The following is a 23,548-nucleotide window of genomic DNA, read 5'->3' as shown; positions in this document are numbered from 1 at the left end:
GACTCATGATTTATTTAGATAATAGTGCGACAACAAGCCCTTATCCTGAAGTGCTGGAGAGTTTCAGAAAGGTTTCAGAAACTTACTATGGGAATCCGTCTTCCATTCACCAATTTGGAGGAGAGGCAGAAAAACTGCTGAAAACATCTAAAAAACAAGCGGCTGACCTTTTAAAAGTAAGTGAACAGGAACTGTTTTTTACATCAGGGGGTACAGAAAGTAATAATACGGCCATAAAAGGGATTGCGCTCAAGCATCAGAACCGTGGACGCCATATTATTACGTCCCAGGTGGAGCATCCTTCCGTCCTGGAGGCCTGCGCGGCATTGGAATCATTGGGCTTTCGTGTCACGTATCTATCTGTAAATCATGAGGGAAAGATAGATCTGGATGAACTGAAAAGAACCATAGATGGTGAAACGATTTTAATATCAATCATGCATGTAAACAATGAATTGGGTACCATTCAGCCGATTAAGGAAATTGCAGATTTGGCTGCTAAGTATCCTAAACTGTTTTTCCATGTAGACCACGTGCAGGGGTTAGGAAAGGTGCCTCTTGACCTGTCCCATCCCGGAATTGATTTATGTTCCATGTCCAGTCATAAAATTCATGGTTTAAAAGGGACCGGGGCACTATATATTCAAAAAGGAACGACGCTATTTCCACTATTACATGGAGGAGGACAGGAATCCTCCCAACGTCCAGGTACTGAAAACCTGGCGGGTATAGTGGCCATGGTAAAAGCAATGAGATTAACTATGGAAAAACAAAGACATTCTTATCAGCATCTTGAGAAATTGTCAGCTATCATTCGCACGGCTTTACATCAGGATCATCGAATTGTGATTAATTCCCCAGAGGATGGAGCGCCGCATATTTTAAACTTTTCGGTACCCAATTTTAAACCTGAAGTAGTGATCCATGCTTTGGGAAAGGAAAATATATTTATATCCACAAAGTCGGCCTGTTCTTCAAAGCACTCGGATGAAAGTGCAGTCCTGGCAGCATGTGGATGGGGAGAGGACCGTTCTCATTTCGGATTAAGAATCAGCCTGTCCTATCAAAATACAGAAGAAGAAGTCCGTGAATTCTGTAAAACATTTATTCATGTTTTGGATCAATTAAACAATGTAATGGGGTAGATAATAATGCAATATGATCATATCGTCATCCGTTATGGCGAATTATCCTTAAAAGGCAAAAACAAAAAGCAATTTATTGGCCAGCTTAGAGAAAATCTAAAGCAAAAGCTAAGGCCATTTTCCAATATAAAACTGTTTCAGACACGTGACCGAATGTATATAAAATTAAATGGGCAGGAACACGAGCCTGTGATTGAAAAGTGCCAGGAGGTTTTTGGTATTCAATCCCTGAACCTGGCGATTCGGGTCGAAAACTCCATAGACCAAATAAAAGAAGGCGCTTTGTGGGCTCTTAGGGAAGAAAAACAGGCTAAAACCTTTAAAATTACTACCAAACGTCCAAATAAAAACTTTGAAGTTTCTTCACAGGAAATGAATCAGATTCTGGGAGGTCATCTTTTATCCAATACAGATAACCTTACCGTTGATGTTCATAACCCTGATGTTGAAATACGTGTGGAAATTCGGCACGACGCTGCGTATATTATGGCTGGAAAAATTCCTGCTTCCGGTGGGTTACCAGTAGGCACAACAGGTAAGTCTCTTTTGCTGCTGTCAGGTGGAATTGACAGCCCTGTAGCTGGGTATCTTGCGATGAAACGAGGCGTACAAGTGGAGGCTATTCATTTTCATTCTCCACCTTATACCAGTGATCGGGCCAAGCAAAAGGTATTGGACCTGGCTAGGGAATTAACAAAGTTTGGCCATGAAATTCGTGTACATGTTGTACCGTTTACAGAACTTCAGCAAAAAATATTCCGTGAAGTTCCTGAAAATTACGGAATGACCGTTATGAGAAGGCAAATGATGAGAGTCAGTGAGCGACTGGCCGAGAGGGAAAACATTCTTTCATTAACAACAGGGGAAAGCTTAGGTCAGGTTGCCAGTCAGACAATGGAAAGCATGAATGCGATTAATGAAGTGACCAATTATCCGGTTATCAGGCCGCTGGTAACCATGGATAAAGTGGATATTATTGATATCTCCAGAAGGATTGGAACCTATGAAACGTCGATCCTTCCTTATGAAGATTGCTGTACCATTTTTGTTCCTAAACAGCCAAAAACAAGACCAAGCCGGGAGAAAATTCATCAGTTCGAGCATCATGTGGATTTCACTCCGGAGATTGAGAAGGCGTTAGATGGCATAGAGACCATTACATTAACTGAACACGACCAAACAAAATCAGAGTTTGAAGATTTATTATAAGGCGCCAAAGTAAGAAATAAATACCAGTACTTTTTTTGCATGAGGTTCACCTTACCTTCACATCATAATGGGTGACAAGGAGGTGATTCCATCATGGCAAATAACAATAGCCAAAACTCAAACCAACTTGTTGTACCTGGCGCTGAACAAGCACTTAACCAGATGAAAACAGAAATTGCACAGGAATTTGGTGTACAGCTGGGAGCTGATACAACCTCCCGTGCTAATGGTTCTGTAGGTGGTGAAATCACAAAGCGCCTTGTAAGTGTAGCTCAACAGCAATTTAGCGGACAACAACCACAATAAAATAGGATATAGCTACGAAAGGGGCAGGTTTACTGCCCTTTTCTTGTGTTTAAAATAAGAATATTATTTATCCGTAACAGCTAAAAGTTGCGACTTCTATGATTGTTTTACTATACTTTAACCAATGTTTTATCACTTTAAGCAGTTTAATGGATATTCAAGTGAAGGAGAGGAGAGACACGAATGGGAAAGTTATGGTTTGGTGGTACCATTTACACCATGCATGATCCAGGTGAAACCGTTGAGGCCGTTTTCACCCAGCAAGGTCAAATTGTTGATACAGGGACAAGGGAATATCTGGAGAAACTTTATAAAAATCAGATAACTGACAAGCATAACTTAAAAGGTCATGTGATGTATCCTGGTTTTACAGACAGTCATCTACATATTATTGGCCATGGTGAACGATTGCTTCAACTGGATTTAGCGTATGCAAAGTCACCTGAGGAGGTCCTGGAATTAGTACAGAGAAAATCTGAGGAACTTCCTGAAGATCAGTGGTTAATTGGTGAAGGATTTAATGAAAACAACTGGAGCGATCCCAGAATCATACATCGATATGAGTTGGATGAAATTTGCCCGGACCGGCCGGTTATGCTGACGAGGATTTGCCGACATGCGATTATTGCAAATACGAAAGCGATGGAGATAGCAGGTATTACATCTCAAACTCCAGAACCGGATGGTGGCATCATTGACCGTGATCAGCAGGGAGAGCTGACTGGATTTTTTAAGGACACGGCCCAGGAGTTAATAAAAAGCCATATTCCTGAAGTAACGACAGGATATCTGGAAAAAGCCATTCACGCAGCAGTAGAAGATTTGGTGAGGCATGGAATTGTCGGCGGACATAGCGAGGATTTGAATTATTACGGAGGCTTCAAACGAACCTATGATTCATTTGCAAGAACCATTGATGGAGAAAGACACAAGTTTCGGGCAAATTTATTAGTACATAATGGTGTTATTGAAGAAATGGATGAAAATCATTTGAGTTTTAACCAGGGGACAGACTGGATTGAATTGGGAGCCATGAAGATTTTTGCTGACGGAGCATTTGGCGGAAGAACGGCCTGGCTGTCAGAGCCATATGCTGATCAGCCTGATGAGTTTGGGGTTCAAATCTACTCCGAGGAGCATATGAAAAAACTGATGAAAAAAGCAAGGAAACGGGAGATGCCGGTTGCGGTCCATGCCATTGGCGATCATGCTGTTGAAATGGTTGTGGACATGATTGAACAGTTCCCGCCACCTGAAGGAGTTCGTGACCGTATTATTCATGCTCAGTTAGTCAATCCCGCATTAATTGAGCGAATGTCAGCTTTAAATATCATTATAGATATTCAGCCAACCTTTGTTGCCTCAGACTTTCCGTGGGTTCTGGAGAGAATTGGAGAAAATCGATTGCCTTTTGCATATCCATGGAAATCCTTTATAGATGCAGGAATTGTCTGTGCAGGGGGCTCCGATGCACCTATAGAAGAAATTGACCCATTAGAGGGGATGGCTGCGGCAGTAAACCGGGTTTCCACTTTAAATGGACAGGTTTATGGTGAACAGCAATGCTTAACACCATTCGAAGCTGTATCCTTATATACCACAGGGGCAGCTTATGCCATTGGAATGGAAAATCAGCAGGGGAAGATTGGGCCTGGTTTTAAGGCAGATTTTACTGTTCTGGATAAGGATCTGTTCTCTATTGATCCGAGGGAAATTCCAAACGCCAAGGTTCAGCAGACCATTATAGACGAAACCGTCGTTTATGAACGGCATGAATAATCACAGCGAAACAGTCCTTCACCCTCTGTGAAGGACTGTTTTGCTTCCAATAATATGCTATTGGGCCTTCATAACGTATGAAGGCCTTACAGAAACGTTCTTTTTACTCGATCCCAAAATGTGTTGTTTTTTAGCTTGATGGTCTTTATGTGTTTCTTGCTCAGGGACATATCCAGGGTTTTAATGTTGCGAATGGAATAGGCTTCATTGTCCAGGCCGATAATAGGGTAATCATTTCCGTCCTGGATAATTTCAAAACGTAACGTGCGGTCTCCGCTAAGAATAAAGGAAGCCCCCAAAGTACGGTAACGATTGTTGTTCAGTGAAGCGAGCTCTGTGACTTGAAAGCCCTGAAGCTTAGGGTCCATAACTGCTCCGTTTGAGGATTTGTTATAGCCTGTACTTCCTGTTGGAGTAGAAACAATTAACCCATCTCCCCGAAATGTTTCAAAGAATTGATGATCAATAAAAACATCCAGTACGAACGATTTTATGATGGAAGAACGAATACTTAATTCGTTTAAACAATTAAACTGTGACTCATCATTATTTACGGATACGTTCAGAATCGGGAATCTCCGTACCTCCAGATCCTCGTTCATCATGATATGCACCATTTCGTCAAAAGAATTCAAATCAAAATCACAGTAAAGTCCAGCTTCATCATCATTCTTTATGCCCATGTATAAACAATCCTGACGAAACCCGGTTTGACGAACAGCTTGTAAGAATGCGCCATCCCCGCCAATACTAATGATTATATTGGCATCCTCAGAATTTTTGACAATCTCAAATCCATTTTCTTCTGCAATCTGAACGAAGGGCACAAGCTTCTTTTCCACGGAACTGTCCTTTACATAAAATAAATAAATATTTTTTCGTGTATCCATAAATCTCCCTCCTGCTTCTATCTGTCCTATTTCCATGATACACCATAATAATGAAATAAAACCAAATAAAACGAGTATTCGTTTAAATCCGTCGTGAATGGAAAAGAATAGTAAAGAGGTGAGTATGGTGAACTGGTGGGTACTGATCCTGATTATCCTGGCTGTTTTGGTTTTATTGATGATTTTATTATTATGTACAAGGATTTACATTTCGATTAGCTACACCCATGAGAAGGATAATGACCTTTTAACGATACAACTGCAATTCTGGAGGTTCATCCGTATTCACCGTCAGATGTCTTTTGATGATGTGAAGGAACAGCCTGCTTCGTTTCAGAAAAGGAATCAGGATGAAGAGGAAAATGGTGAACAAAGCAAGGTATTTCATCGCTTTCAGAAAGTGAAGAACCGATTTGAATCCATTAAACAGGCTTTTCCCATTGCAAAAGAGTTTGTTCAGAAAATCAGGATTTCCGAATTTTACTGGAGTACTCATATAGGTATTGAAAATGATGCTGCCATAACTGGCGTGATTTCAGGGTTATTATGGAGTGTAAAAGGCAGTTTAGCCGGTTTAATGTATCAGCATATGAACGTATTAGCCCCGCCTCAAATTAATATTCAGCCGAATTTTCAAAGGGATTTAATCAATACTCACCTGCAATGCATGCTTTCCTTCCGAATTGGGCAAGCTATGTACGCCATACTGCAAATTGCCCGGAATCAAAATCAGAATGAACAAATGAAGGAATAGAATGTTCAGAAAGGAGTCGAAACAATGGCAGAACATCCAATTCAGGGACTCATGACAACTGCTATGGAAAATTTAAAAGAGATGGTCGATGTCAATACCATCATTGGCGACCCGATTCAAACTCCGGATGGGAAGACAGTCATTCTACCTGTTTCAAAAGTAGGCTTTGGATTTGCAGCGGGTGGCAGTGAATTTAATGCACAGTCATCTTCTCAATCTGACTCTGATGACGAGAGTGATAGTGAGAGTAGCAGCGGTGGAAGCAGCAGTGGCAGCCTTCCTTTTGGGGGTGGAAGTGGTGGAGGTGTTTCAATCACCCCAATCGCCTTTGTCATTGTAAATGAAAATGGTGCACAAATGGTTCATTTGGATCAGCAGACACATCTCTATGAACGTATTCTTGATTTAGCACCTCAAGCTGTTGACAAAATTCAGAGTTTATTAAAGTCTCAATTAGGCAGCTCTGATAAAAAACAGGGTGACAAAAAGAAGCAACAGAACAGTAAGCAAAAAGGCGAAGAGGATAAACAAAAAGATGAGGAAAAGAAACAAGGAGAAGAGGAAAAAAGCAAGGAGGACGGAGGCAGTAATACACCGCCAGATACGTTATAAGTTTATGATTAGACAAATGAGAACCATGCCTTCATAATAAATATTGAAAAGAAACTTTGATGAGGAGGAGAGACGAGATGGCAAATGTTACGTTTGGTGGAGACCCCGTTACTTTACTGGGGGAGGAAGTGAAAGTAGGAGATCAGGCCCCTGACTTTACAGTGTTAAACAATGATCTTGAGGAAAAATCTTTAAAGGATTTTGCCGGGAAAAAGATTATCACTGCAGTTCCTTCCCTGGACACGGGCGTATGTGATGCAGAGACCCGTCGTTTTAATGAAGAGGCAAATAACCTGGGCGATGTTACTATACTGACCATAAGTATGGACTTGCCTTTTGCTCAAAAACGCTGGTGTGGTGCTGCAGGAGTTGAAAATGTCATCACGCTGTCTGATCACCGGGATGCTTCTTTCGGTCAAGCTTATGGAGCATTAATCAAAGAGCTTCGGTTATTAGCAAGATCAGTATTTGTTGTGGACGAGAACAACAAAGTAACATATGTAGAATATGTTTCAGAAGTAACTGATCATCCAGACTATGAATCCGCTTTGAAAGCAGCAAAGGCATAATAAAGCATTAACATACATAGCTCCCGGCTCTTGGTTAAGGCCGGGAGTTGGTCTGTCATTATACATAGAATCAGAAGTGAATTGAGGGATAGGATATGGATCAGGAAAAAGTAGAGAAGCTGTTTAAATGGTTTGATGAAACAACCACGATCATTGAAAAAGAAGAGAACATTCCTTATTTAGATGGATTGGCTGAAGCATGCGGGCTGCTCTTTAGCGGGGATGTAGCTGAAGAGATCGAGGAGCCTTTTAAACAGACCCTGCTTAAACAAATTCAAGCTGAGAAGTTAGATGATTATTCTAAAGAGGAAATTCGAAAAGCACTGCAATTAGCGATTCTGAAGGGAATGAAAGGAGCAACACAGCAGCAGCATTATATTACACCGGATGCAGTGGCCATATTCATGGGCTATTTAGTGAACAAATTTATGGGCCATAAGAAAGAACTGAGAATTTTTGACCCTGCAAGTGGAAGCGGAAATCTGCTGACTGGTGTCATCAACCAGCTTTCACAAAAAATTGAGGCATATGGCAGTGAAGTGGACCCAACACTAACTGAACTTGCTTATATGAATGCAAATTTACAGGAACATGAAATTGAGCTGTTCCATCAGGACAGTCTGAGAGACCTGTTACTGGAACCTGTGGACGTCGTTGTTTCGGACTTGCCTGTAGGATATTATCCTGACGATGACAATGCTAAATCCTTTCAATTAAGAGCAGAAGATAACCAGCATTCCTATGCGCATCACCTGTTTATTGAACAGTCCTTACATTATACATTGGCCGGTGGGTATCTTTTCTTACTCATCCCTAATTTTCTGTTTGACAGTGATCAATCAGACAAGCTTCACGAATATTTAAATGAACAGGCACATATTCAGGGAATCATACAATTGCCTATGTCCATGTTCACCAGTGAAAAAAATGCAAAAAGTATTTTTATCCTGCAGAAGAAAGGAATTGAGACAAAAAATCCAGGCAAGGTTTTAATGGCTCAATTGCCGTCATTTAAAGATGTACATGCGATGGATCGTAAGCTAAATGAAATTGATCAATGGTTTAAAAATGACAGAAAATAAAAACATTCGGCTGAAAGCGTACTCAACAAAGGTTCTTTCTTGTGCTTAGAATATTAGTATTTTAAAGTATGTATGGTACCTGAATAGAATAGATTCCTTATTTAGCTTTTTCTTCCATCAATGGAAAAAGGTTAAATGGGAAAGGTAAAAGTGAATTTCTAATTACAAGAGGAGTTGAGTACTGTGAATAAGGTGTTAGCCATTAATGCTGGCAGCTCTTCGTTAAAGTTCCAATTAATCGAAATGCCAGATGAAACGGTTTTAACGAAAGGACTTGTGGAGAGAATCGGGCTGAACGATTCCGTCTTTACAATTGAAGTAGATGATGAGAAGGATACAGAAACAAAGGATATTGCAGACCATGAAGTAGCTGTAAAAACCTTATTAGAGAAGCTGCTCAATACTGGTGTCATTCAGTCCTATGATGAAATTGAGGCGATTGGGCACCGGATTGTACATGGTGGTGAAAAATTCAATGATTCCGTCCTTATTACGGAAGAAGTGATAAAGGAAATAGAAGAGGTATCTGAACTGGCTCCATTGCACAATCCTGCTAACTTAGTAGGAATTCGTGCCTTTCAGGAAATTTTACCGAATACGCCTGCAGTGGCTGTATTTGATACTGCTTTTCACCAGACTATGCCAGAACAGTCTTACCTGTATAGCTTACCTTATGAATATTATGAAAAATATGGAATCCGTAAATATGGCTTCCATGGTACATCCCATAAGTATGTATCACAACGAGCTTCAGAGCTATTAAATGTACCACTCGAAAATCTTCGTCTGATTTCCTGTCACTTGGGAAATGGTGCAAGTATAGCAGCTATTGAGGGTGGAAAATCCATCGATACTTCAATGGGCTTCACACCATTGGCAGGTGTAACTATGGGAACCCGTTCTGGTAATATTGACCCTGCTCTCATTCCATTTATCATGGAAAAGACAGGAAAAAGTGCGGATGAAGTCATTAATGTATTGAATAAAGAAAGTGGTATGCTTGCTTTATCCGGTTTTTCCAGTGATTTAAGAGATATTGAAGAAGCTCAGAAAGAAGGCGATCATCGCGCAGGTTTAGCCCTTGATGTCTTTGCAGGTCGTATCCATAAGTATCTCGGTTCTTATGCGGCTAGAATGTCCGGTGTGGATGCCATTATCTTCACTGCTGGAGTAGGTGAAAATAGTGTAAGCATAAGGGAGAAGGTCCTGAAAGGTTTAGAATTTATGGGTGTTTATTGGGATCCGAAATCAAATGATGTACGCGGCAAAGAAACGTTTATTAATTACCCTCATTCTCCAGTAAAAGTGATCGTCATTCCGACAAATGAAGAAGTGATGATTGCAAGAGATACAGTACGCTTGTCAAATCTTTAGGAAAGATGATAAATTTCCCCGGAAATAAAATTGGATTTACAGAAATAGGAATGGCTTACTCAGGGTAAGCCATTCCTTTTGTTTAAGGACGTACAACTAACACCAGAGGACAAAGGAGATCGAAAAGTGGACTGAGTAAAACAGACAGATAAATGTATCAGTTATCGTTCAATTTCCGTCCGTAAAACACTTTTCCCGGCCTCACTTGTTTTCTTCTGTTTCAATATAATGATAAAATAGTGATACAGAGTAAATTTTGGAATTAGAAATTGTAAGTGATGGAGGATGAGTATGAGACATGCCATTGTTACAGCGGGAACAAAGGGCTTAGGAAGAAAAGTAACAGAATCCCTATTGGAAAAGGGCTATTCTGTAACGGCAACATACCGCAATGATAAGGAAAAAGCTAATCAGTTAGCTCAGCAATATGAGTCATGTCAGGATCGATTGCAGATTGTGCAGACAGATGTTCAGAATCCTGATCAGTTATCCCTGCTGATACAGCATGCTATGGAGCGTTATGGAAGAATTGATTTTCTTATTAATAATGCGGGTCCTTACATATTTGAGCGAAAAAAGCTTGTTGACTATGAGATAGAAGAATGGAATCAGATGATCAGGGGAAATCTTGATGCTGTTTTTTATTTGTTAAAAGAGGTGTTGCCGATTATGAGAAGACAGCATTTTGGCCGCATCATCAATTATGGTTTCCAAGGGGCAGCTGATGCACCTGGCTGGATTTATCGGTCTGCATTCAGTGCGGCTAAAGTGGGCCTTGTTTCATTGACCAAAACGATTGCTTACGAAGAGGCTGAAAACGGAATTACATCGAATATGATTTGTCCGGGAAATATCATGGGTAAAATGAAAGAAGCCACTATTTCGGAGAGTCGTGAATCGTTTGATGAAAATACCCCGATTGGACGCTCCGGTACAGGCGAAGATATTGCCAGAGCCATTTTATTTTTGTGCGAGGATTCATCAGATATGATTACAGGCTCTGTTTTTGATATAACGGGCGGAAAGGACGTTATTCACCGGCATTTATAATCTATTTATTTTCAAAGAAATAAATGGTAGACTTCATATAGTGAAAAGGCTTACAAAACATAAACATTTTACGCTCCAAGTCATGATGGTAAGCTGAAAGGACTATAAGTAAGGGCTTAAGGAGGAAGAGGAAAAAATGAAAATTGCTGTACCAAAGGAAATAAAGAATAATGAAAATCGGGTAGCATTAACCCCGGCAGGTGTTTTAGCATTAAAGAATGCCGGCCATCAAGTATATATTGAAACGAATGCAGGCACAGGCTCCGGTTTTTCAGATGAGGAATATGAACAGGCAGGTGCGGTTATCGTATCTTCTGCAGAGGAAGCATGGAATAAACAGATGGTCATGAAAGTAAAGGAACCGTTACCGGAGGAATTTGACTATTTCCATGAAGGGCTCATTTTATTTACATACTTACATCTTGCGGCAGAGCCCGAGGTAACAAAGGCTCTTATTGATAAGAAAGTCGTGGGAATTGCATACGAAACGGTTCAATCCAAAAATGGGTCCCTGCCCCTTCTTACACCTATGAGTGAAGTTGCAGGACGTATGGCAGCACAGAGTGGTGTGCAATTTTTAGAAAAACCTAAAGGAGGAAAAGGAATTCTGTTAGGAGGAGTACCAGGTGTAAGCCGTGGAAAGGTGACCATTATCGGTGGTGGTGTTGTAGGTACGAATGCTGCGAAGATTTCCGCTGGTATGGGAGCCGATGTTACGATTCTTGACTTAGATCCTGAACGCTTACGTGAGTTGGATGACATTTTTGGCAGTTCTGTTCAGACCTTGATGTCTAATGAGCTTAACATTGAGGAAGCTGTAACAAAATCTGATTTAGTGATTGGTTCTGTCCTGATTCCAGGCGCAAAAGCACCTCAATTGATTTCAGAGGATACGGTGAAATCAATGAAAGACGGCTCAGTTATTGTTGATGTTGCTATTGATCAGGGAGGAAATGCTGAAACGTCTGACCGGATTACAACTCATGATGATCCTGTATTTGAGAAGCATGGGGTATTGCACTATACAGTGGCTAATATGCCGGGTGCAGTTCCAAGAACATCAACCATTGCTTTAACAAATGTTACTGTACCGTATGCTCTTCAAATTGCGAACAAAGGATATGTTCAGGCTTGCCAGGATAATCAGGCTTTACAAAAGGGGATTAATACATTAAAAGGATATGTAACCTATGAAGCCGTAGCACAGGCACATCAACTGGAATACTCTCATATTGATAATTTATTAAAGTAAGGGAAGGAAGTCACGGCTAGTTGCTGGGCGCTGGAGCCGGACGTGGCCTCTACTGATTACTTATTCACAAAACAGCTAATTTATAATTTGCTATACCAAATACAAAGGCTGACCTGGGGAACAGGTCAGTCTTTTTAACCTTCATATTTTGCTGAGTGTGCGCCTCCGCTTTTCTCTGTCCAGCTATGGGGCCTAGACCCTCGCTGATGTAAGCAAGCCCCACTACGCGGCTGGAGCCGCTCCATGGGGCTTGCTTACACAGTCGGGTCTGGACAAGGCCCCTCCGCTTTTCTACCTCTACCCAATAATTTGCAGGTCTTTTGGATAGGATGTTAGAATTTCGGGGCCTTTTTTTGTCATGAAAATATCATCTTCAATTCTTACGCCACCAACTTCGGGAATATAAATCCCTGGTTCTATGGTAAAGCACATGCCTTCCTTTAATGGAAGAGTGTTATTTCCGCTCATGGAAGGATGCTCATGTACATCAATTCCCAGTCCATGGCCAATACGGTGCATGAAGTACTTCCCATAACCTGCCTGCTCAATTAAATGTCTCGATGTTTTATCTATATCACCGACGGGTTTTCCAATTTCGCAGGCATCAATAGCTGCTTTTTCAGCCTTTAGAACGGTGTTGTAAATCTTTTCCTGTTCAGCAGTTGCATGCTTGTATGCGACCGTTCTGGTGATGTCCGAGCAGTAGCCTTCGTATACCACACCTAAGTCAAACAGGACAAAGTTGCCAGGCTCAATTTTTTGTTTGCCTGGATTTCCGTGAGGGGATGAGGTTTTGTCCCCCGCTAACACGAGTGTGGAAAAGGACATTTCTCTGACCCCTTCACGTTTTAAGGCATATTCAATCTCAGCCACAATTTCCATTTCAGACTTTCCTTCTTCAATGGCCTTAACTCCGGTTTTCACTCCAAAATCGGCAAGCTGTGCTGCCTGCTTCAATAACTGAAATTCCTTTTGATCTTTTTGTACACGCAGCTGATTCAGGAGTTCGGTTGCATCCTTTATTTCAGTATTCGGAAAGGATTGGGCAACAATTTCGCCACGGCTCAGGGACAGGTTCTCTTTTTCTACTGCTATACTTCCAGGTACATGCCCGGTTTTTTCTACATAGTTTTTTAAGAGTAACCATGGGTCTGTGTCATCGTTATAGGATAAAATATCTTTAGACCAGCCGGCTGCTATTGCATCCTTTTCCTCCATTTCAGGAAGGATAAGCAGAGTATGACCCTTTTGATCCACATATATGGCAACTAACCTTTCATGTGGGTCGGTTAAGTAATTGGAAAAATAATAAATGTTTGCTTTTGATGTAATCAATGTACTATCTATTTGCTCCTGATTCATTTGCTTCAATAGATGATCGATTCTGTTATTCATTGTGTATCCTCCTTCTTAATTAGACTTTATCAATGATTCCTTAAAAAATAAAGGCTGGCCGATTACGTTATGTTGCAATATGAACGATGGTGAACGAAAATTGTTACAGGATTTGTTACTCATCAGTGGGGGATGGAGAACCCCCCCACTGATGGAAGTTTCACTTTATAAAAAGTTTAGTTCTTTTGAAACCATGATGGATTTTAAACCGTATATGAATTGTACGACTGTTAAAGGTCCCCTGATCACAGTTAAGTGAGGTGAAAGGTTTGGGAATCTTTTCTAAGCTATTTGGAAAAAAAGATAATAAACCGGAAATTGAAGAAAGAACCGTCCTGAATATGAAGGTTGGTGATATTGTTACTTATGACCTGGAAGATTATGAGGTTACCGGTAAAATTGATTATCGGGATTCCGGCTATAAATGGACGGCTTACCAGCTCCTTAAGGGAAGAGATTCTATCTGGCTATCGGCTGAAATGGATGATGAACTTGAAGTAGGCATTTATAAAAAGATTCAGCTGCCTGTGACGGAACCTTTTCCAAAAACATTGGAGTATGAAGGAACGACTTATTATTTAAGTGAAGATGGTCAGGCACAGGTGACAGGTTTTGGCAGAAGCGAACCTTTAAGTGGTCGTCAGGTGCATTATGGGGACTATATTGACGATGAGGAGGAGAATTTTTTAAGTGTAGAGAATTGGGGACCGGAAATCGAAGTGAGTGCAGGCTATCCAATAAAGGAATACGAAATTAAAATTATTGCTGGTTCCCATTAGGAAAATGATCATGATTATATAGTCATATAAAGATTTTGAAGGAGGACTTGAAATGTTTAAATTTTTTAAGCGTATGAAAACCGTTGTTAGTTCAGAATTAAATTCCATGTTAGATAAGGCAGAGGATCCGGTTAAGATGCTGGATCAGTTTATGAGGGATATGGAAGAGGATATTCGGGAATCCGAAAGTGCCATTGCGAAACAGATTGCGAATGAGAAAATGCTGAAAAGAAAATATGATGATGCACAGGCAATGGTGGATAAACGCCAAAATCAGGCTGAAACGGCTATTGAGTCAGGAAATGAAGATTTAGCACGCCGGGCATTGGAGGATAAGAAGAATCATGAACAGCAGGCCGAACAGTTAAAGGCTTCCTGGGAAAGGGCCAAACAGGATTCCGACAATTTACGTTCCAAGCTTGACGAGATGAAAAGTGAGTATCGGGAAATGAAGCTTAAAAAGGATACCTTAAAAGCCCGTGCAGAATCAGCGAAAACTCGTACAAAGATGAACAGAACCATGTCTTCTGTGGGGAGTGATGAGTCGAGACAGGGCTTTGAGCGAATGGAAGAGAAGGTACTGAAATATGAAGCTGAAGCGGAAACAAGTGAGGACCTGTCCTCAGAAAGCCGCTCGCTGGATGATGAGTTCAAAGAGCTTGAAAAGAACAGTGATGTTGATGACGAGCTTTCCGCTTTAAAAAAGAAATTAGGCAAAGAATAAGACATCAGGTTTAATAGCCATGATCACTTTAAGTGGTCTGGCTATTCTGTTTTCAGTGTGATACGTTCTATTTAAGCAAAATTTTACTTAAGACCTGTCTCATGTGATGAAAGGACTTATTTCATAGAAAGGAGGGGATGTTTTGAAACGGTATGTGTTTTTAATTATCCTGAGTCTCCTTTTTCTTTCCGGATGTGGAAGCCTTGGACTTAATCGGGGAATGTCAGGAGCTGAACTGGATCAGCAGTCCAGGGAGCAGGTGGAAGAAAATATAGGAGGACAAACATATGCGGATATCGAAAGTTTGTTAGAGGATAACTTTACACTGGTAGATGTTATTTCGGAAGGCACAAATGAGAGTACAAGAATCTATGCGACCAAACAATTTACAATGGATGAACTTTCATCATTAGTACAGCAGGGATCAGATCCTGAAGAGGTCAGTGATGTACAGGATCAAAAACAGATTTTTATTTATCAGGATGATATACTCACCCTGCAAATGGATGAAAATGAAGATGGTTTATTACTTATGGAGCTTGCAACAACCGAATTTGTCCGTAATCATTATTCTCCTAATTTTTTCAACGGATTTTTTGCCTTATGGTTACTTGATGATGTTTTAGATGTGGATGATTGGGCGAAAAAACGTACCAGACGCTGTGCTGGGGGAGACTGCTATGGCGGATATATGAATTCGAAAAAATATCGTTCAGGAGATGTTGGATCATTCCGGGGCTTCTTTTCAAGAGGTGGAGGTCCGGGCGTAGGAAAATAAAAGGAGGAGCGTTCATTATGGAACCTTTTTTATACACTTTTTTATACTTTGTCATTGCAATTCTGGTTGTCATTGTTGGTCTTGTAATTTTTGAACTGGTCACAAAATATAAGGACTGGGAAGAAGTACAGCAGGGAAATAAAGCAGTTGCCTTATCTATATCAGGTAAAATCATAGGGATATGCATTATTTTAGCCTTTGCGATTTACGAAAGTATACATATAGGGGAGACAGTGATCTGGGGAGCCTATGGTGTGCTGCTTCAATTGATTGCTTACTTTATTTTTGAGGGATTAACACGTAAGTTTTCAGTTGAGGAAAAGCTGAAGGAAGGCAACGTGGCTGTAGGAATTGTTTCCTTAGCCGTTTCTATTGGACTAGGATTTACCATCGGAGCGTCAATTACGTAATAGTGTGGTGGAACAATTGAATGCAGAAAAAAAGAGCAAAATGATCTATTGGGCATCAGGTATCGTGTCGATTTGCGGGATTATATTTGAGGTTATATTTGGTGCCCTGGGTTCTTACATCATAGGAGATGGCGTAAAACAATACACCCTGACGATTTCATTGTTTTTAACAGGGATGGGGATTGGTGCAAGCTTAAGTGAACGACTGAATAAAAATTTAATTCTCTCCTTTGTATGGATAGAATTTATGGTAGCTGTATTTGGTGGCTTTTCCAGCTTCACAATGTTTGGAGTTACAGCCTTTCTTCCTAATGGAACGGAGTCGTTATATTTATATTTAATTACCCTGATTGTCGGAGGGTTAACAGGTGTCGAACTCCCTGTTTTAATTCGTAAAGCCAATCAATTGGGGGTAACATTAAATAAAAGTACCGCCCGAGTACTATTTTCCGATTATGCAGGAGGACTTATAGGCGGACTGCTATTTGTCTTCTGGTTACGCCCTGGATTAGGGATGGTAAAGAGTGCATTTTTCGTCGGCTGTATAAACTTAGGTGTAGCATTATATATTTTATGGATTTTCAGAAATGAAATCAAAGGCTGGAAAAAGCATGGATTCGTGGGTGTTTTTATCGGAGTACTGCTGGTTGGGGGCTTATTTTTTGGCGAAAAATTAGCTTTTTCGTTTGAGCAAAAGATGTATAAGGACCCGATTATTTATATGGAAAATACCCAGTATCAAAAAATTGTGTTAACCAAAGAGCAAGGAGATACCCGGTTATATCTTAATGGCAGTCTTCAGTTTAGTTCTGCAGATGAATATCGTTATCACGAGGTGCTGGTTCATCCGGTGATGTCCCAGGCAGATCGCCATGATGATATTCTCGTTTTAGGTGGTGGGGACGGATTAGCCATTAGAGAACTATTAAAGTATGAGGAGACAGGAGACATTACATTAGTAGATTTGGATCCGGCAGTCGTTGAATTAGCCAACAGCAGCTATCATCTGCTGGAGCTGAATAAAGGGGCATTAAAGGACGACAAAGTAACGGTCATGCATAGGGATGCGTTTGAGTACCTGGAAAAATCAAAGGAATTTTTTGATGTAATCATCGCTGATTTGCCGGATCCGAATAATGAGAGCTTAAATAAATTATATACCAAAGAGTTTTATTCACTCGTCCGGAATCATTTAAAGCCGGATGGAGCAATGATGGTTCAGGCTACAAGTCCTGTGTTTGCACCTGAAGTATATTGGACCATTTCAGAAACCCTGTCGGCTACAGGGCTGAATGTGGAAAACTTCCATGTGGATGTTCCAAGCTTTGGTAATTGGGGATTTGTCATGGCAAGCAGGGAAAATATAGATGTGAACCAGCTCCAGGTTAAGGCTGATACCCGCTTTTTAACAACGGATATGCTTTTAAGTCTTACCCGATTTGGCAAGGATGAAGATCAGGAAATCATTGAAAATGGAAAACCTGTTACATTGGAACCAAATACTCTGATTGATCCTCATTTACTTGAAAAATATGAAGAGGCATGGATAAACTATTAATAGGGAATGTTTTCCTTAGATATTAAAGAGAAGGAGTGGTAAAATGAAAGTTTCATATCATGGACATTCAGTCGTAAAACTGGAGGTTGGAAACAAAACCATTTTAATTGACCCATTCATCTCAGGAAATGACCAGTGTGATTTAAATGCAGATACTGTAAAAACCGATGTTATTTTACTTACCCACGGACATAATGACCATGTGGGAGATACCGTGTCTATTGCAAAGCGCAATGATGCCCTGGTTCTTGCTCCCGTAGAACTTGCGGATTATTTGAGTTCACAGGGGTTAAACACTCATCCTGCTAATTTAGGGGGAAGTCAAAGCTTTGATTTCGGAACTGTTAAATTAACGAAGGCCTTTCACAGTTCCAGCTATACGGATGAAAATGGAACCGTCCACTATACCGGAATGCCTGCAGGAATATTATTTTATGCAGAAGGAAAAACCATTTATCATGCCGGAGATACGGGCTTATTTTCCGATTTAAAATTAATAGGAGAATTAAACGATATTGATTTAGCCTTTTTACCTATTGGAGATAACTTTACAATGGGTCCTGATGATGCTGTTATCGCTGCAGAATGGATTCAGGCCAAACAGATCGTTCCAGTACATTACAACACCTTCCCGGTTATTCAGCAGGATCCAAACGCTTATGTAGAAAAACTCAAGTCGGGTACTGGTAAGGTAATGAATGCCGGAGACGCGCTGGAATTATAGGACTTTTCCCTCTTGCTAATAGCAGGAGGGATTTTTCTTACATTTTTTCAGTGCAGATGTACATATAATGAATTAACAAATGCAGAGGGAGGAGATGGATTATGGACAAGCGGAATGCGTTGTTAAAGCTGTTGATGGCCTTTTATTTTTTGTACCTGGCATTGCCTTCCATTCGTGAGATGACAACCCCTGCAAGCTCCATATTCTGGGCAGCATGGATCGTGTTTTTTCTGCTCGTGGCAGGTGCAAATATCGGGACTTTATTAGATATAAAGAAAAGACAATTTATAAATATAGAAGAATACAGTGAAAATAAGCGAATTTTTCTAAAACAAAATTGAAGGTCCCAGCTTTCACAGGTATAATAGGACTAGACGTCTAATTTGATAGTGAAAGTTTGGTGAACCCAATATGGCAACTAAACACGAGCAAATATTAGAGTATATCGAGTCATTATCCATTGGCAGTAAAATTTCAGTCAGAAGAATTGCAAAAGAACTGAATGTTAGTGAAGGTACAGCTTACCGTGCGATAAAAGAGGCTGAAAATATTGGGTATGTGAGTACCATTGAACGTGTTGGAACCATTCGAATTGAAACAAAGAAAAAGGATAATATTGAACAGTTAACGTTTGCGGAGATTATAAACATCGTTGATGGACAGGTCTTGGGCGGCAGAGAAGGCCTTTATAAAACGTTAAATAAGTTTGTTATAGGTGCGATGAAGTTAGAAGCCATGATGAGGTATACAGAGGCAGACTCTCTTTTAATTGTAGGAAATCGAATTCGGGCGCAGGAACTGGCTTTACAGGCAGGAGCAGCTGTGCTCATTACCGGGGGATTTGATACTGAAGATCATGTGAAAGAACTTGCAAATGAAAAGGATCTCCCGATTATCTCAACAACCTATGATACGTTCACCGTTGCCACTATGATTAACCGTGCCATTTACGATCAGCTTATCAAAAAAGAGATTATCATTGTCGATGATATCTTTACACCTCTCGATCAGGCCCACTTTCTAAGATCATCCGATTCTGTGAAACAATGGTATGAGTTGAATGAACAGACAGGCCACAGCCGTTATCCTGTGGTTGATGGAGAACAGCGTGTGGTGGGAATGGTAACCTCTAAGGATGTAATCGGAAAGGACCAGGATCTCCCTATACATAAGGTAATGACGAAAAATCCAATGACTGTACAAACCCAGACTTCTTTGGCTAATACAGCCCACTCTATGGTGTGGGAAGGGATTGAGTTAATTCCTGTCGTTGACTTTCAAGGACATTTTCAGGGAATTATTACCCGTCAGGATGTCATTAAAGGGTTACAGCAGCTCCAAAGACAGCCGCAAATTGGGGAGACCATCGATGACCTTGTGTCGAATCAAATGGAACTCCTGGAGGATGGAACGAATACAACCTACTTTTCTGAAGTCACCCCACAAATGACGAATCATCTGGGAACACTTTCTTATGGTGTGTTTACATCATTTGTAACAGAGGCCAGTACAAGAATGCTGAGACAGTATAAAAAAGGCGATCTGGTCGTAGAAAACTTATCGATTTATTATATGAAACCGGTGCAGCTGGGAAGTATGCTGGAAATTAAACCGAACCCGCTTGAAATCGGACGTAAATTTACGAAAATAGATGTAGAAATTTATTCGGATGAAGTCCTTATGGGAAAAGCACTTATGCTGGCACAATTTATTGATCGGTGATTAAGAAAAGCGGAGGCGACCGTTTAGGCCCGACGGCATAAGCAGAATATCCGGAATGGCCGCTTTTGGCCATGGAGGGTATTCTGCTTATGACCGCTTGGGCCTGGGAGCCGCAGCTGGACAGAGAAAAGCGGAGGCGACTGTTCAGGTCATGCGGGATAAGGCGAAGACATGGAGTGGCATGGGCTTGGCCACGGAATGGCTTTGACTTATATCCGCCTTGACCTAGGAGCCGCAGCTGGACAAAGAAAAGCGGAGGCGACTCGAAGCAAGAAAGTACACTTGCTTCTGCGATGATAATTCATTGGAGCATTCCTTAGTGTTCAGGTCAACAGCAGAGTGCAGTCTATCCGCAAATTAAAAAACGCTCGGAAATGAGCGTTTTTTAATGTCTTTGGGTTTATCCGGTCACTTCTCCTCTTCTAACTATTTCTTTACGGTAGTGTTTGAATAGTTTCACTCCGTATTGGGCCTGGATAAAGCCAAAGAAAAGGAAGATAATCCCTATAAATAAAGACAATCTTGTCTCATAAAATAAATATTGGTTAATACCGAAGAAAAATAAGAGTACCCCTAAAGAAATACGGGCTTTTGAATTTGTATACCGCATCAGCAGCTCATCTTTAAGGCTGAAGATTCGTACTTTAAAGAAAATGTACAGCACTAATGAAATGACGATTATGAATGGAAAAATAATCATATTCTACGCTCCTATGTTTATGTATATTCATTAAAACTTTCTTACCCTATTCATTTTAAAGGTTCAGCATAGATTTTGCTACTATCTTATAGTATGATATGGTAAAAATAAGAAAATTGAAGAAGTGAGGCATCCGTCATTGTCTAAAAAAGAAATTATTTCCGCCATTAAACAATATGATCAAATTATTATCCATCGTCATGTCCGTCCTGATCCTGATGCCTATGGATCCCAGGCAGGATTGGCAGAGCTGATTAAAGCCTCTTTTCCTGAAAAAACGGTTTATATTACCGGGAAAGAGGACCCTTCGTTACGTTTTTTAGCGGAGCTTGACGAAATTGAAGATGATCAATATAAAAATGCCCTCGTTATTGTATGTGATACGGCTAATCAGGAGCGCGTCTGTGATCAGCGTTATGCTCAAGGTGATAAACTGATAAAGATTGATCATCATCCCAAAACAGACTCCTATGGTGATGTGGAGTGGGTAGATACAGAGGCATCTTCAGCAAGTGAAATGATTTATGAATTATATCTAGAGGGGAAAGAGGATGGCTTTAAGATGACGGCCGAATCAGCACGGCTGATATATGCCGGGATTGTGGGAGATACAGGCAGATTTTTATTTCCCAGTGCATCCGCAAAAACTTTCCAGTATGTGTCTGAGCTTGTAAAGTATCCATTTGATCGTTCAAAGCTGTATGATGATCTTTATAATACGAAGCATAATATTGCGCGATTAAAGGGATTTATTCTGCAGAACTTTACGGTAACAGAAAATGGATTAAGTACTGTTAAAATTACAACGAATATTCTGGAAGAGTATGGGATAACTGTTGCTGAAACGTCCCAGTTAGTCGGACTGCTCGGTGATATAGAAGGAATCATTACCTGGGTGTTCTTTATTGAAGAGCCGGACGAAATTCGCGTAAGATTACGTTCCAGAGGACCAACCATTAATCATATAGCAGCAAGGTATAATGGGGGCGGGCATCCACTGGCTTCTGGTGCATCGGTCAATACTTGGGATGAAACGGCTGATGTTGTGCGTGAGTTGGAAGAGGTATGTAAGGAGTATCACCAGGGGAGCCATTCGGACAAATAAGGCTTTGCGTAAGCTTATTAATAAGGAGTGCCATTGGAGAAAATGGCCTCCTCATGCTCATTAAACGAGTTCATCATGATTTTTTGGAATAAACCAGCAGCCAATATCTGTTCTATCGCAAAATACATCAAGATTGTGACGTGAAATATTTCGTTCAAGCAGTCGGATGAGTTCATCATTGTCAGAATAAGCGGAATAGCCATTTAATAATTGATTTGTTTTTTCCTCAACAAGTTTTTTTCTGCTTAGGACCAGCATATCGTACTCACCCCTTCATAAAATGTCTTCTTATTATTATATTACCCAATATCAGCAAAAAATGAATAAAATGGCAGTTTTTTTCAGAAAAACGTCAATTTTAAAAGAAAAGCGGAGGCGACTGGTCAGGTCCTGCCGTATAAGCAAAAGACATGGAGTGGCGTGTTTTTTGCCACGTAATGGCTTTTGCTTATATCGGCCTGGACCTGGGAGCCGCAGCTGGACAAGAAAAGCGAAGGCGACTGGTCAGGTCCTGCGGGATAAGACCAAGACATGGAGTGGCATGGGTTTGGCCACGTAATGGCTTTGGCTTATATCCGCCTTGACCTAGGAGCCGCAGCTTGACAAAGAAAAGCGAAGGCGACCGTTTAGGCCCGACGGCATAAGCAGAATATCCGGAGTGGCCGCTTTTTGGCCATGTAGGGTATTCAGCTTATGACCGCTTGGGCCTGGGAGCCGCAGCTGGACCAACGTGCGCCTCCGCCTTTGCTGCTAAAGAGCTTGCCATGCTTAGTTTTACTTTTACGTAAACGGTTTTGGAAATGATTAATCGTGTGATGGTTGCGCTATAGCTAAAGTCGGAAATATGGTAGGTTTTATTTTCTACCGAGGATTCAATTAATGACAGGTTTTCCTGCATGGTTTCAATGTTTCTGCCCTTTAGAGAACTCATTTCATCCTTTATATTTTCTTTTAACTCATGCTGGATAAACCGGTCGAGTTTCAATTTCTCAGCATTTTCCAATTCAACCTGAATTTCCTGAATGGTTAAATTTTGTTCATTTTGCTTCGATAAATTTTCTTTGTCTTCTGTAATATTTTCCAGGTCCTGTTCCAATTCAGCAATTTGATCTCGCAGGCGAATATTTTCCTCAATCCGCATCTCAGTGTATTCACCATAAAAAAACAGAAAGAGCAAGTATGCAATCACTGTGCCTGTAATCACACCTGCAAAAAAATATTGAAAGCCCCTGCGTTTATAATATGGTGGTATGTGCATTATGTGATATCCTCCTGAATCAGCCATTCAATACAGGTTACAGCCGTTTGTACCCCCGTCATAGCCGAAATAATATAGGCAACCTGTCTCACAATATCTATGGTTGATCCCTGGAGAAGCCCTTTTTCGAGCGTTTCAATCGTTGCAAAAGTACCTCCAATTGCCGCAACAATAGCCCAGATTCTCAGGCTTTTCGCCAATCTTGCCATAATGGTTAAAGGAGGTTCTCCAACGAAATAAGCGCCTATACTGCCAATTAGTGATCCTCCAGCTAACACCCCAAATGCAATAAAAAAACATTGAACCAAAGTTGGAATAAAGCGTTCTTCCATGTTTATCATCCCCATATTGATAGTAGAAGTCTATCTCTTAT

Annotated in this window: 26 protein-coding genes; 20 read left to right on the top strand and 6 right to left on the bottom strand. The window is 40.7% G+C overall.

Going from position 1 to position 23,548, the window contains the following annotated elements:
• Positions 1-5: 5 nt before the first annotated feature.
• The 4 genes from ACZ5OK_RS12685 (at position 6) to ACZ5OK_RS12670 (ending at position 4,439) form a co-directional block, all read left to right on the top strand.
• Positions 6-1,145 (top strand): cysteine desulfurase family protein, encoded by a 1,140-nt coding sequence (locus tag ACZ5OK_RS12685; RefSeq protein ID WP_343837573.1) that lies wholly within the window; start codon positions 6-8, stop codon positions 1,143-1,145.
• A gap of 6 nt (positions 1,146-1,151) precedes the next feature.
• The gene (thiI, locus tag ACZ5OK_RS12680; RefSeq protein ID WP_343837571.1) at positions 1,152-2,354 is read left to right on the top strand and encodes a tRNA uracil 4-sulfurtransferase ThiI; all 1,203 of its coding nucleotides are present in this window, start codon (positions 1,152-1,154) and stop codon (positions 2,352-2,354) included.
• A 93-nt stretch (positions 2,355-2,447) separates the two neighbouring features.
• Positions 2,448-2,660: an alpha/beta-type small acid-soluble spore protein gene (locus tag ACZ5OK_RS12675; RefSeq protein ID WP_093136201.1), complete on the top strand. Its 213-nt coding sequence runs from the start codon at positions 2,448-2,450 to the stop codon at positions 2,658-2,660.
• A gap of 183 nt (positions 2,661-2,843) precedes the next feature.
• Positions 2,844-4,439 carry an amidohydrolase gene (locus ACZ5OK_RS12670; protein WP_343837567.1) on the top strand — a complete coding sequence of 532 codons (1,596 nt, stop codon included), beginning with the start codon at positions 2,844-2,846 and terminating at the stop codon, positions 4,437-4,439.
• An 86-nt stretch (positions 4,440-4,525) separates the two neighbouring features.
• Here ACZ5OK_RS12670 and ACZ5OK_RS12665 read toward each other — a convergent pair whose 3' ends face one another.
• On the bottom strand, positions 4,526-5,329 hold the full coding sequence (locus ACZ5OK_RS12665; RefSeq protein WP_343837565.1) for an NAD kinase: 804 nt from the start codon (positions 5,327-5,329) through the stop codon (positions 4,526-4,528).
• A gap of 97 nt (positions 5,330-5,426) precedes the next feature.
• Here ACZ5OK_RS12665 and ACZ5OK_RS12660 point away from each other — a divergent pair, with 97 nt between their 5' ends.
• From ACZ5OK_RS12660 to ald, 7 genes are all read left to right on the top strand, one after another.
• Positions 5,427-6,083, top strand: coding sequence for a DUF2953 domain-containing protein (locus ACZ5OK_RS12660; protein WP_343837562.1), 657 nt, complete (start codon positions 5,427-5,429; stop codon positions 6,081-6,083).
• A gap of 24 nt (positions 6,084-6,107) precedes the next feature.
• Positions 6,108-6,695: a GerW family sporulation protein gene (gene ytfJ, locus ACZ5OK_RS12655; RefSeq protein WP_343837559.1), complete on the top strand. Its 588-nt coding sequence runs from the start codon at positions 6,108-6,110 to the stop codon at positions 6,693-6,695.
• A gap of 77 nt (positions 6,696-6,772) precedes the next feature.
• Positions 6,773-7,264 carry a thiol peroxidase gene (gene tpx, locus ACZ5OK_RS12650; RefSeq protein WP_343837557.1) on the top strand — a complete coding sequence of 164 codons (492 nt, stop codon included), beginning with the start codon at positions 6,773-6,775 and terminating at the stop codon, positions 7,262-7,264.
• A gap of 95 nt (positions 7,265-7,359) precedes the next feature.
• Complete coding sequence (locus ACZ5OK_RS12645) at positions 7,360-8,346, top strand: class I SAM-dependent methyltransferase (protein WP_343837555.1); 987 nt, start codon at positions 7,360-7,362, stop codon at positions 8,344-8,346.
• Between the two features lie 183 nt (positions 8,347-8,529).
• Positions 8,530-9,720, top strand: a complete 1,191-nt coding sequence (locus tag ACZ5OK_RS12640; protein ID WP_343837553.1) for an acetate kinase — start codon at positions 8,530-8,532, stop codon at positions 9,718-9,720.
• Between the two features lie 291 nt (positions 9,721-10,011).
• Positions 10,012-10,770 (top strand): SDR family oxidoreductase, encoded by a 759-nt coding sequence (locus ACZ5OK_RS12635; RefSeq protein ID WP_343837550.1) that lies wholly within the window; start codon positions 10,012-10,014, stop codon positions 10,768-10,770.
• Between the two features lie 136 nt (positions 10,771-10,906).
• Positions 10,907-12,022, top strand: a complete 1,116-nt coding sequence (gene ald, locus ACZ5OK_RS12630) for an alanine dehydrogenase (RefSeq protein ID WP_343837548.1) — start codon at positions 10,907-10,909, stop codon at positions 12,020-12,022.
• A 297-nt stretch (positions 12,023-12,319) separates the two neighbouring features.
• Here the strand turns inward: ald and ACZ5OK_RS12625 are convergent, their stop codons facing one another.
• Complete coding sequence (locus tag ACZ5OK_RS12625) at positions 12,320-13,417, bottom strand: M24 family metallopeptidase (protein WP_343837546.1); 1,098 nt, start codon at positions 13,415-13,417, stop codon at positions 12,320-12,322.
• A gap of 269 nt (positions 13,418-13,686) precedes the next feature.
• Here ACZ5OK_RS12625 and ACZ5OK_RS12620 point away from each other — a divergent pair, with 269 nt between their 5' ends.
• From ACZ5OK_RS12620 to ACZ5OK_RS12585, 8 genes are all read left to right on the top strand, one after another.
• Entirely contained in the window at positions 13,687-14,196 is a 510-nt protein-coding gene (locus ACZ5OK_RS12620) for a DUF4178 domain-containing protein (protein WP_343837543.1), read from the top strand.
• Between the two features lie 52 nt (positions 14,197-14,248).
• Positions 14,249-14,920, top strand: coding sequence for a PspA/IM30 family protein (locus ACZ5OK_RS12615; RefSeq protein ID WP_343837541.1), 672 nt, complete (start codon positions 14,249-14,251; stop codon positions 14,918-14,920).
• Between the two features lie 142 nt (positions 14,921-15,062).
• A complete protein-coding gene (locus tag ACZ5OK_RS12610) occupies positions 15,063-15,698 on the top strand; it encodes a DUF4247 domain-containing protein (RefSeq protein WP_343837539.1) in 636 nt (211 codons plus the stop codon).
• A gap of 17 nt (positions 15,699-15,715) precedes the next feature.
• Positions 15,716-16,108, top strand: a complete 393-nt coding sequence (locus ACZ5OK_RS12605) for a DUF350 domain-containing protein (RefSeq protein WP_343837536.1) — start codon at positions 15,716-15,718, stop codon at positions 16,106-16,108.
• Between the two features lie 7 nt (positions 16,109-16,115).
• The gene (locus tag ACZ5OK_RS12600) at positions 16,116-17,666 is read left to right on the top strand and encodes a polyamine aminopropyltransferase (RefSeq protein WP_343837534.1); all 1,551 of its coding nucleotides are present in this window, start codon (positions 16,116-16,118) and stop codon (positions 17,664-17,666) included.
• A 43-nt stretch (positions 17,667-17,709) separates the two neighbouring features.
• Positions 17,710-18,390, top strand: coding sequence for a metal-dependent hydrolase (locus ACZ5OK_RS12595; protein ID WP_343837532.1), 681 nt, complete (start codon positions 17,710-17,712; stop codon positions 18,388-18,390).
• A gap of 101 nt (positions 18,391-18,491) precedes the next feature.
• Entirely contained in the window at positions 18,492-18,731 is a 240-nt protein-coding gene (locus ACZ5OK_RS12590) for a hypothetical protein (protein ID WP_343837530.1), read from the top strand.
• A gap of 70 nt (positions 18,732-18,801) precedes the next feature.
• Positions 18,802-20,112, top strand: coding sequence for a DRTGG domain-containing protein (locus ACZ5OK_RS12585; RefSeq protein WP_343837528.1), 1,311 nt, complete (start codon positions 18,802-18,804; stop codon positions 20,110-20,112).
• A gap of 400 nt (positions 20,113-20,512) precedes the next feature.
• On the opposite strand, the gene ACZ5OK_RS12580 is transcribed toward ACZ5OK_RS12585, so the two are convergent.
• Positions 20,513-20,812, bottom strand: a complete 300-nt coding sequence (locus tag ACZ5OK_RS12580; RefSeq protein WP_343837527.1) for a YtpI family protein — start codon at positions 20,810-20,812, stop codon at positions 20,513-20,515.
• A 139-nt stretch (positions 20,813-20,951) separates the two neighbouring features.
• Here ACZ5OK_RS12580 and ACZ5OK_RS12575 point away from each other — a divergent pair, with 139 nt between their 5' ends.
• A complete protein-coding gene (locus ACZ5OK_RS12575; RefSeq protein ID WP_343837525.1) occupies positions 20,952-21,917 on the top strand; it encodes a DHH family phosphoesterase in 966 nt (321 codons plus the stop codon).
• A gap of 60 nt (positions 21,918-21,977) precedes the next feature.
• Here the strand turns inward: ACZ5OK_RS12575 and ACZ5OK_RS12570 are convergent, their stop codons facing one another.
• The 3 genes from ACZ5OK_RS12570 to ytrH all read right to left on the bottom strand — a co-directional run bounded on the left by ACZ5OK_RS12570 (position 21,978) and on the right by ytrH (position 23,507).
• Positions 21,978-22,175: a hypothetical protein gene (locus ACZ5OK_RS12570; RefSeq protein ID WP_343837523.1), complete on the bottom strand. Its 198-nt coding sequence runs from the start codon at positions 22,173-22,175 to the stop codon at positions 21,978-21,980.
• 433 nt (positions 22,176-22,608) lie between these two features.
• Complete coding sequence (gene ytrI / locus ACZ5OK_RS12565; RefSeq protein WP_343837521.1) at positions 22,609-23,175, bottom strand: sporulation membrane protein YtrI; 567 nt, start codon at positions 23,173-23,175, stop codon at positions 22,609-22,611.
• A complete protein-coding gene (gene ytrH, locus ACZ5OK_RS12560) occupies positions 23,175-23,507 on the bottom strand; it encodes a sporulation membrane protein YtrH (RefSeq protein ID WP_343837519.1) in 333 nt (110 codons plus the stop codon). Before ytrH ends, ytrI begins: the two co-directional genes overlap by 1 nt.
• Between the last annotated feature and the right edge of the window lie 41 nt (positions 23,508-23,548).

The sequence above is a fragment of the Salinibacillus aidingensis genome (genome assembly GCF_055393355.1).
The sequence above is the reverse complement of the archived record's forward strand: the minus strand, read 5'-3'. Positions and strand labels throughout refer to the sequence as shown.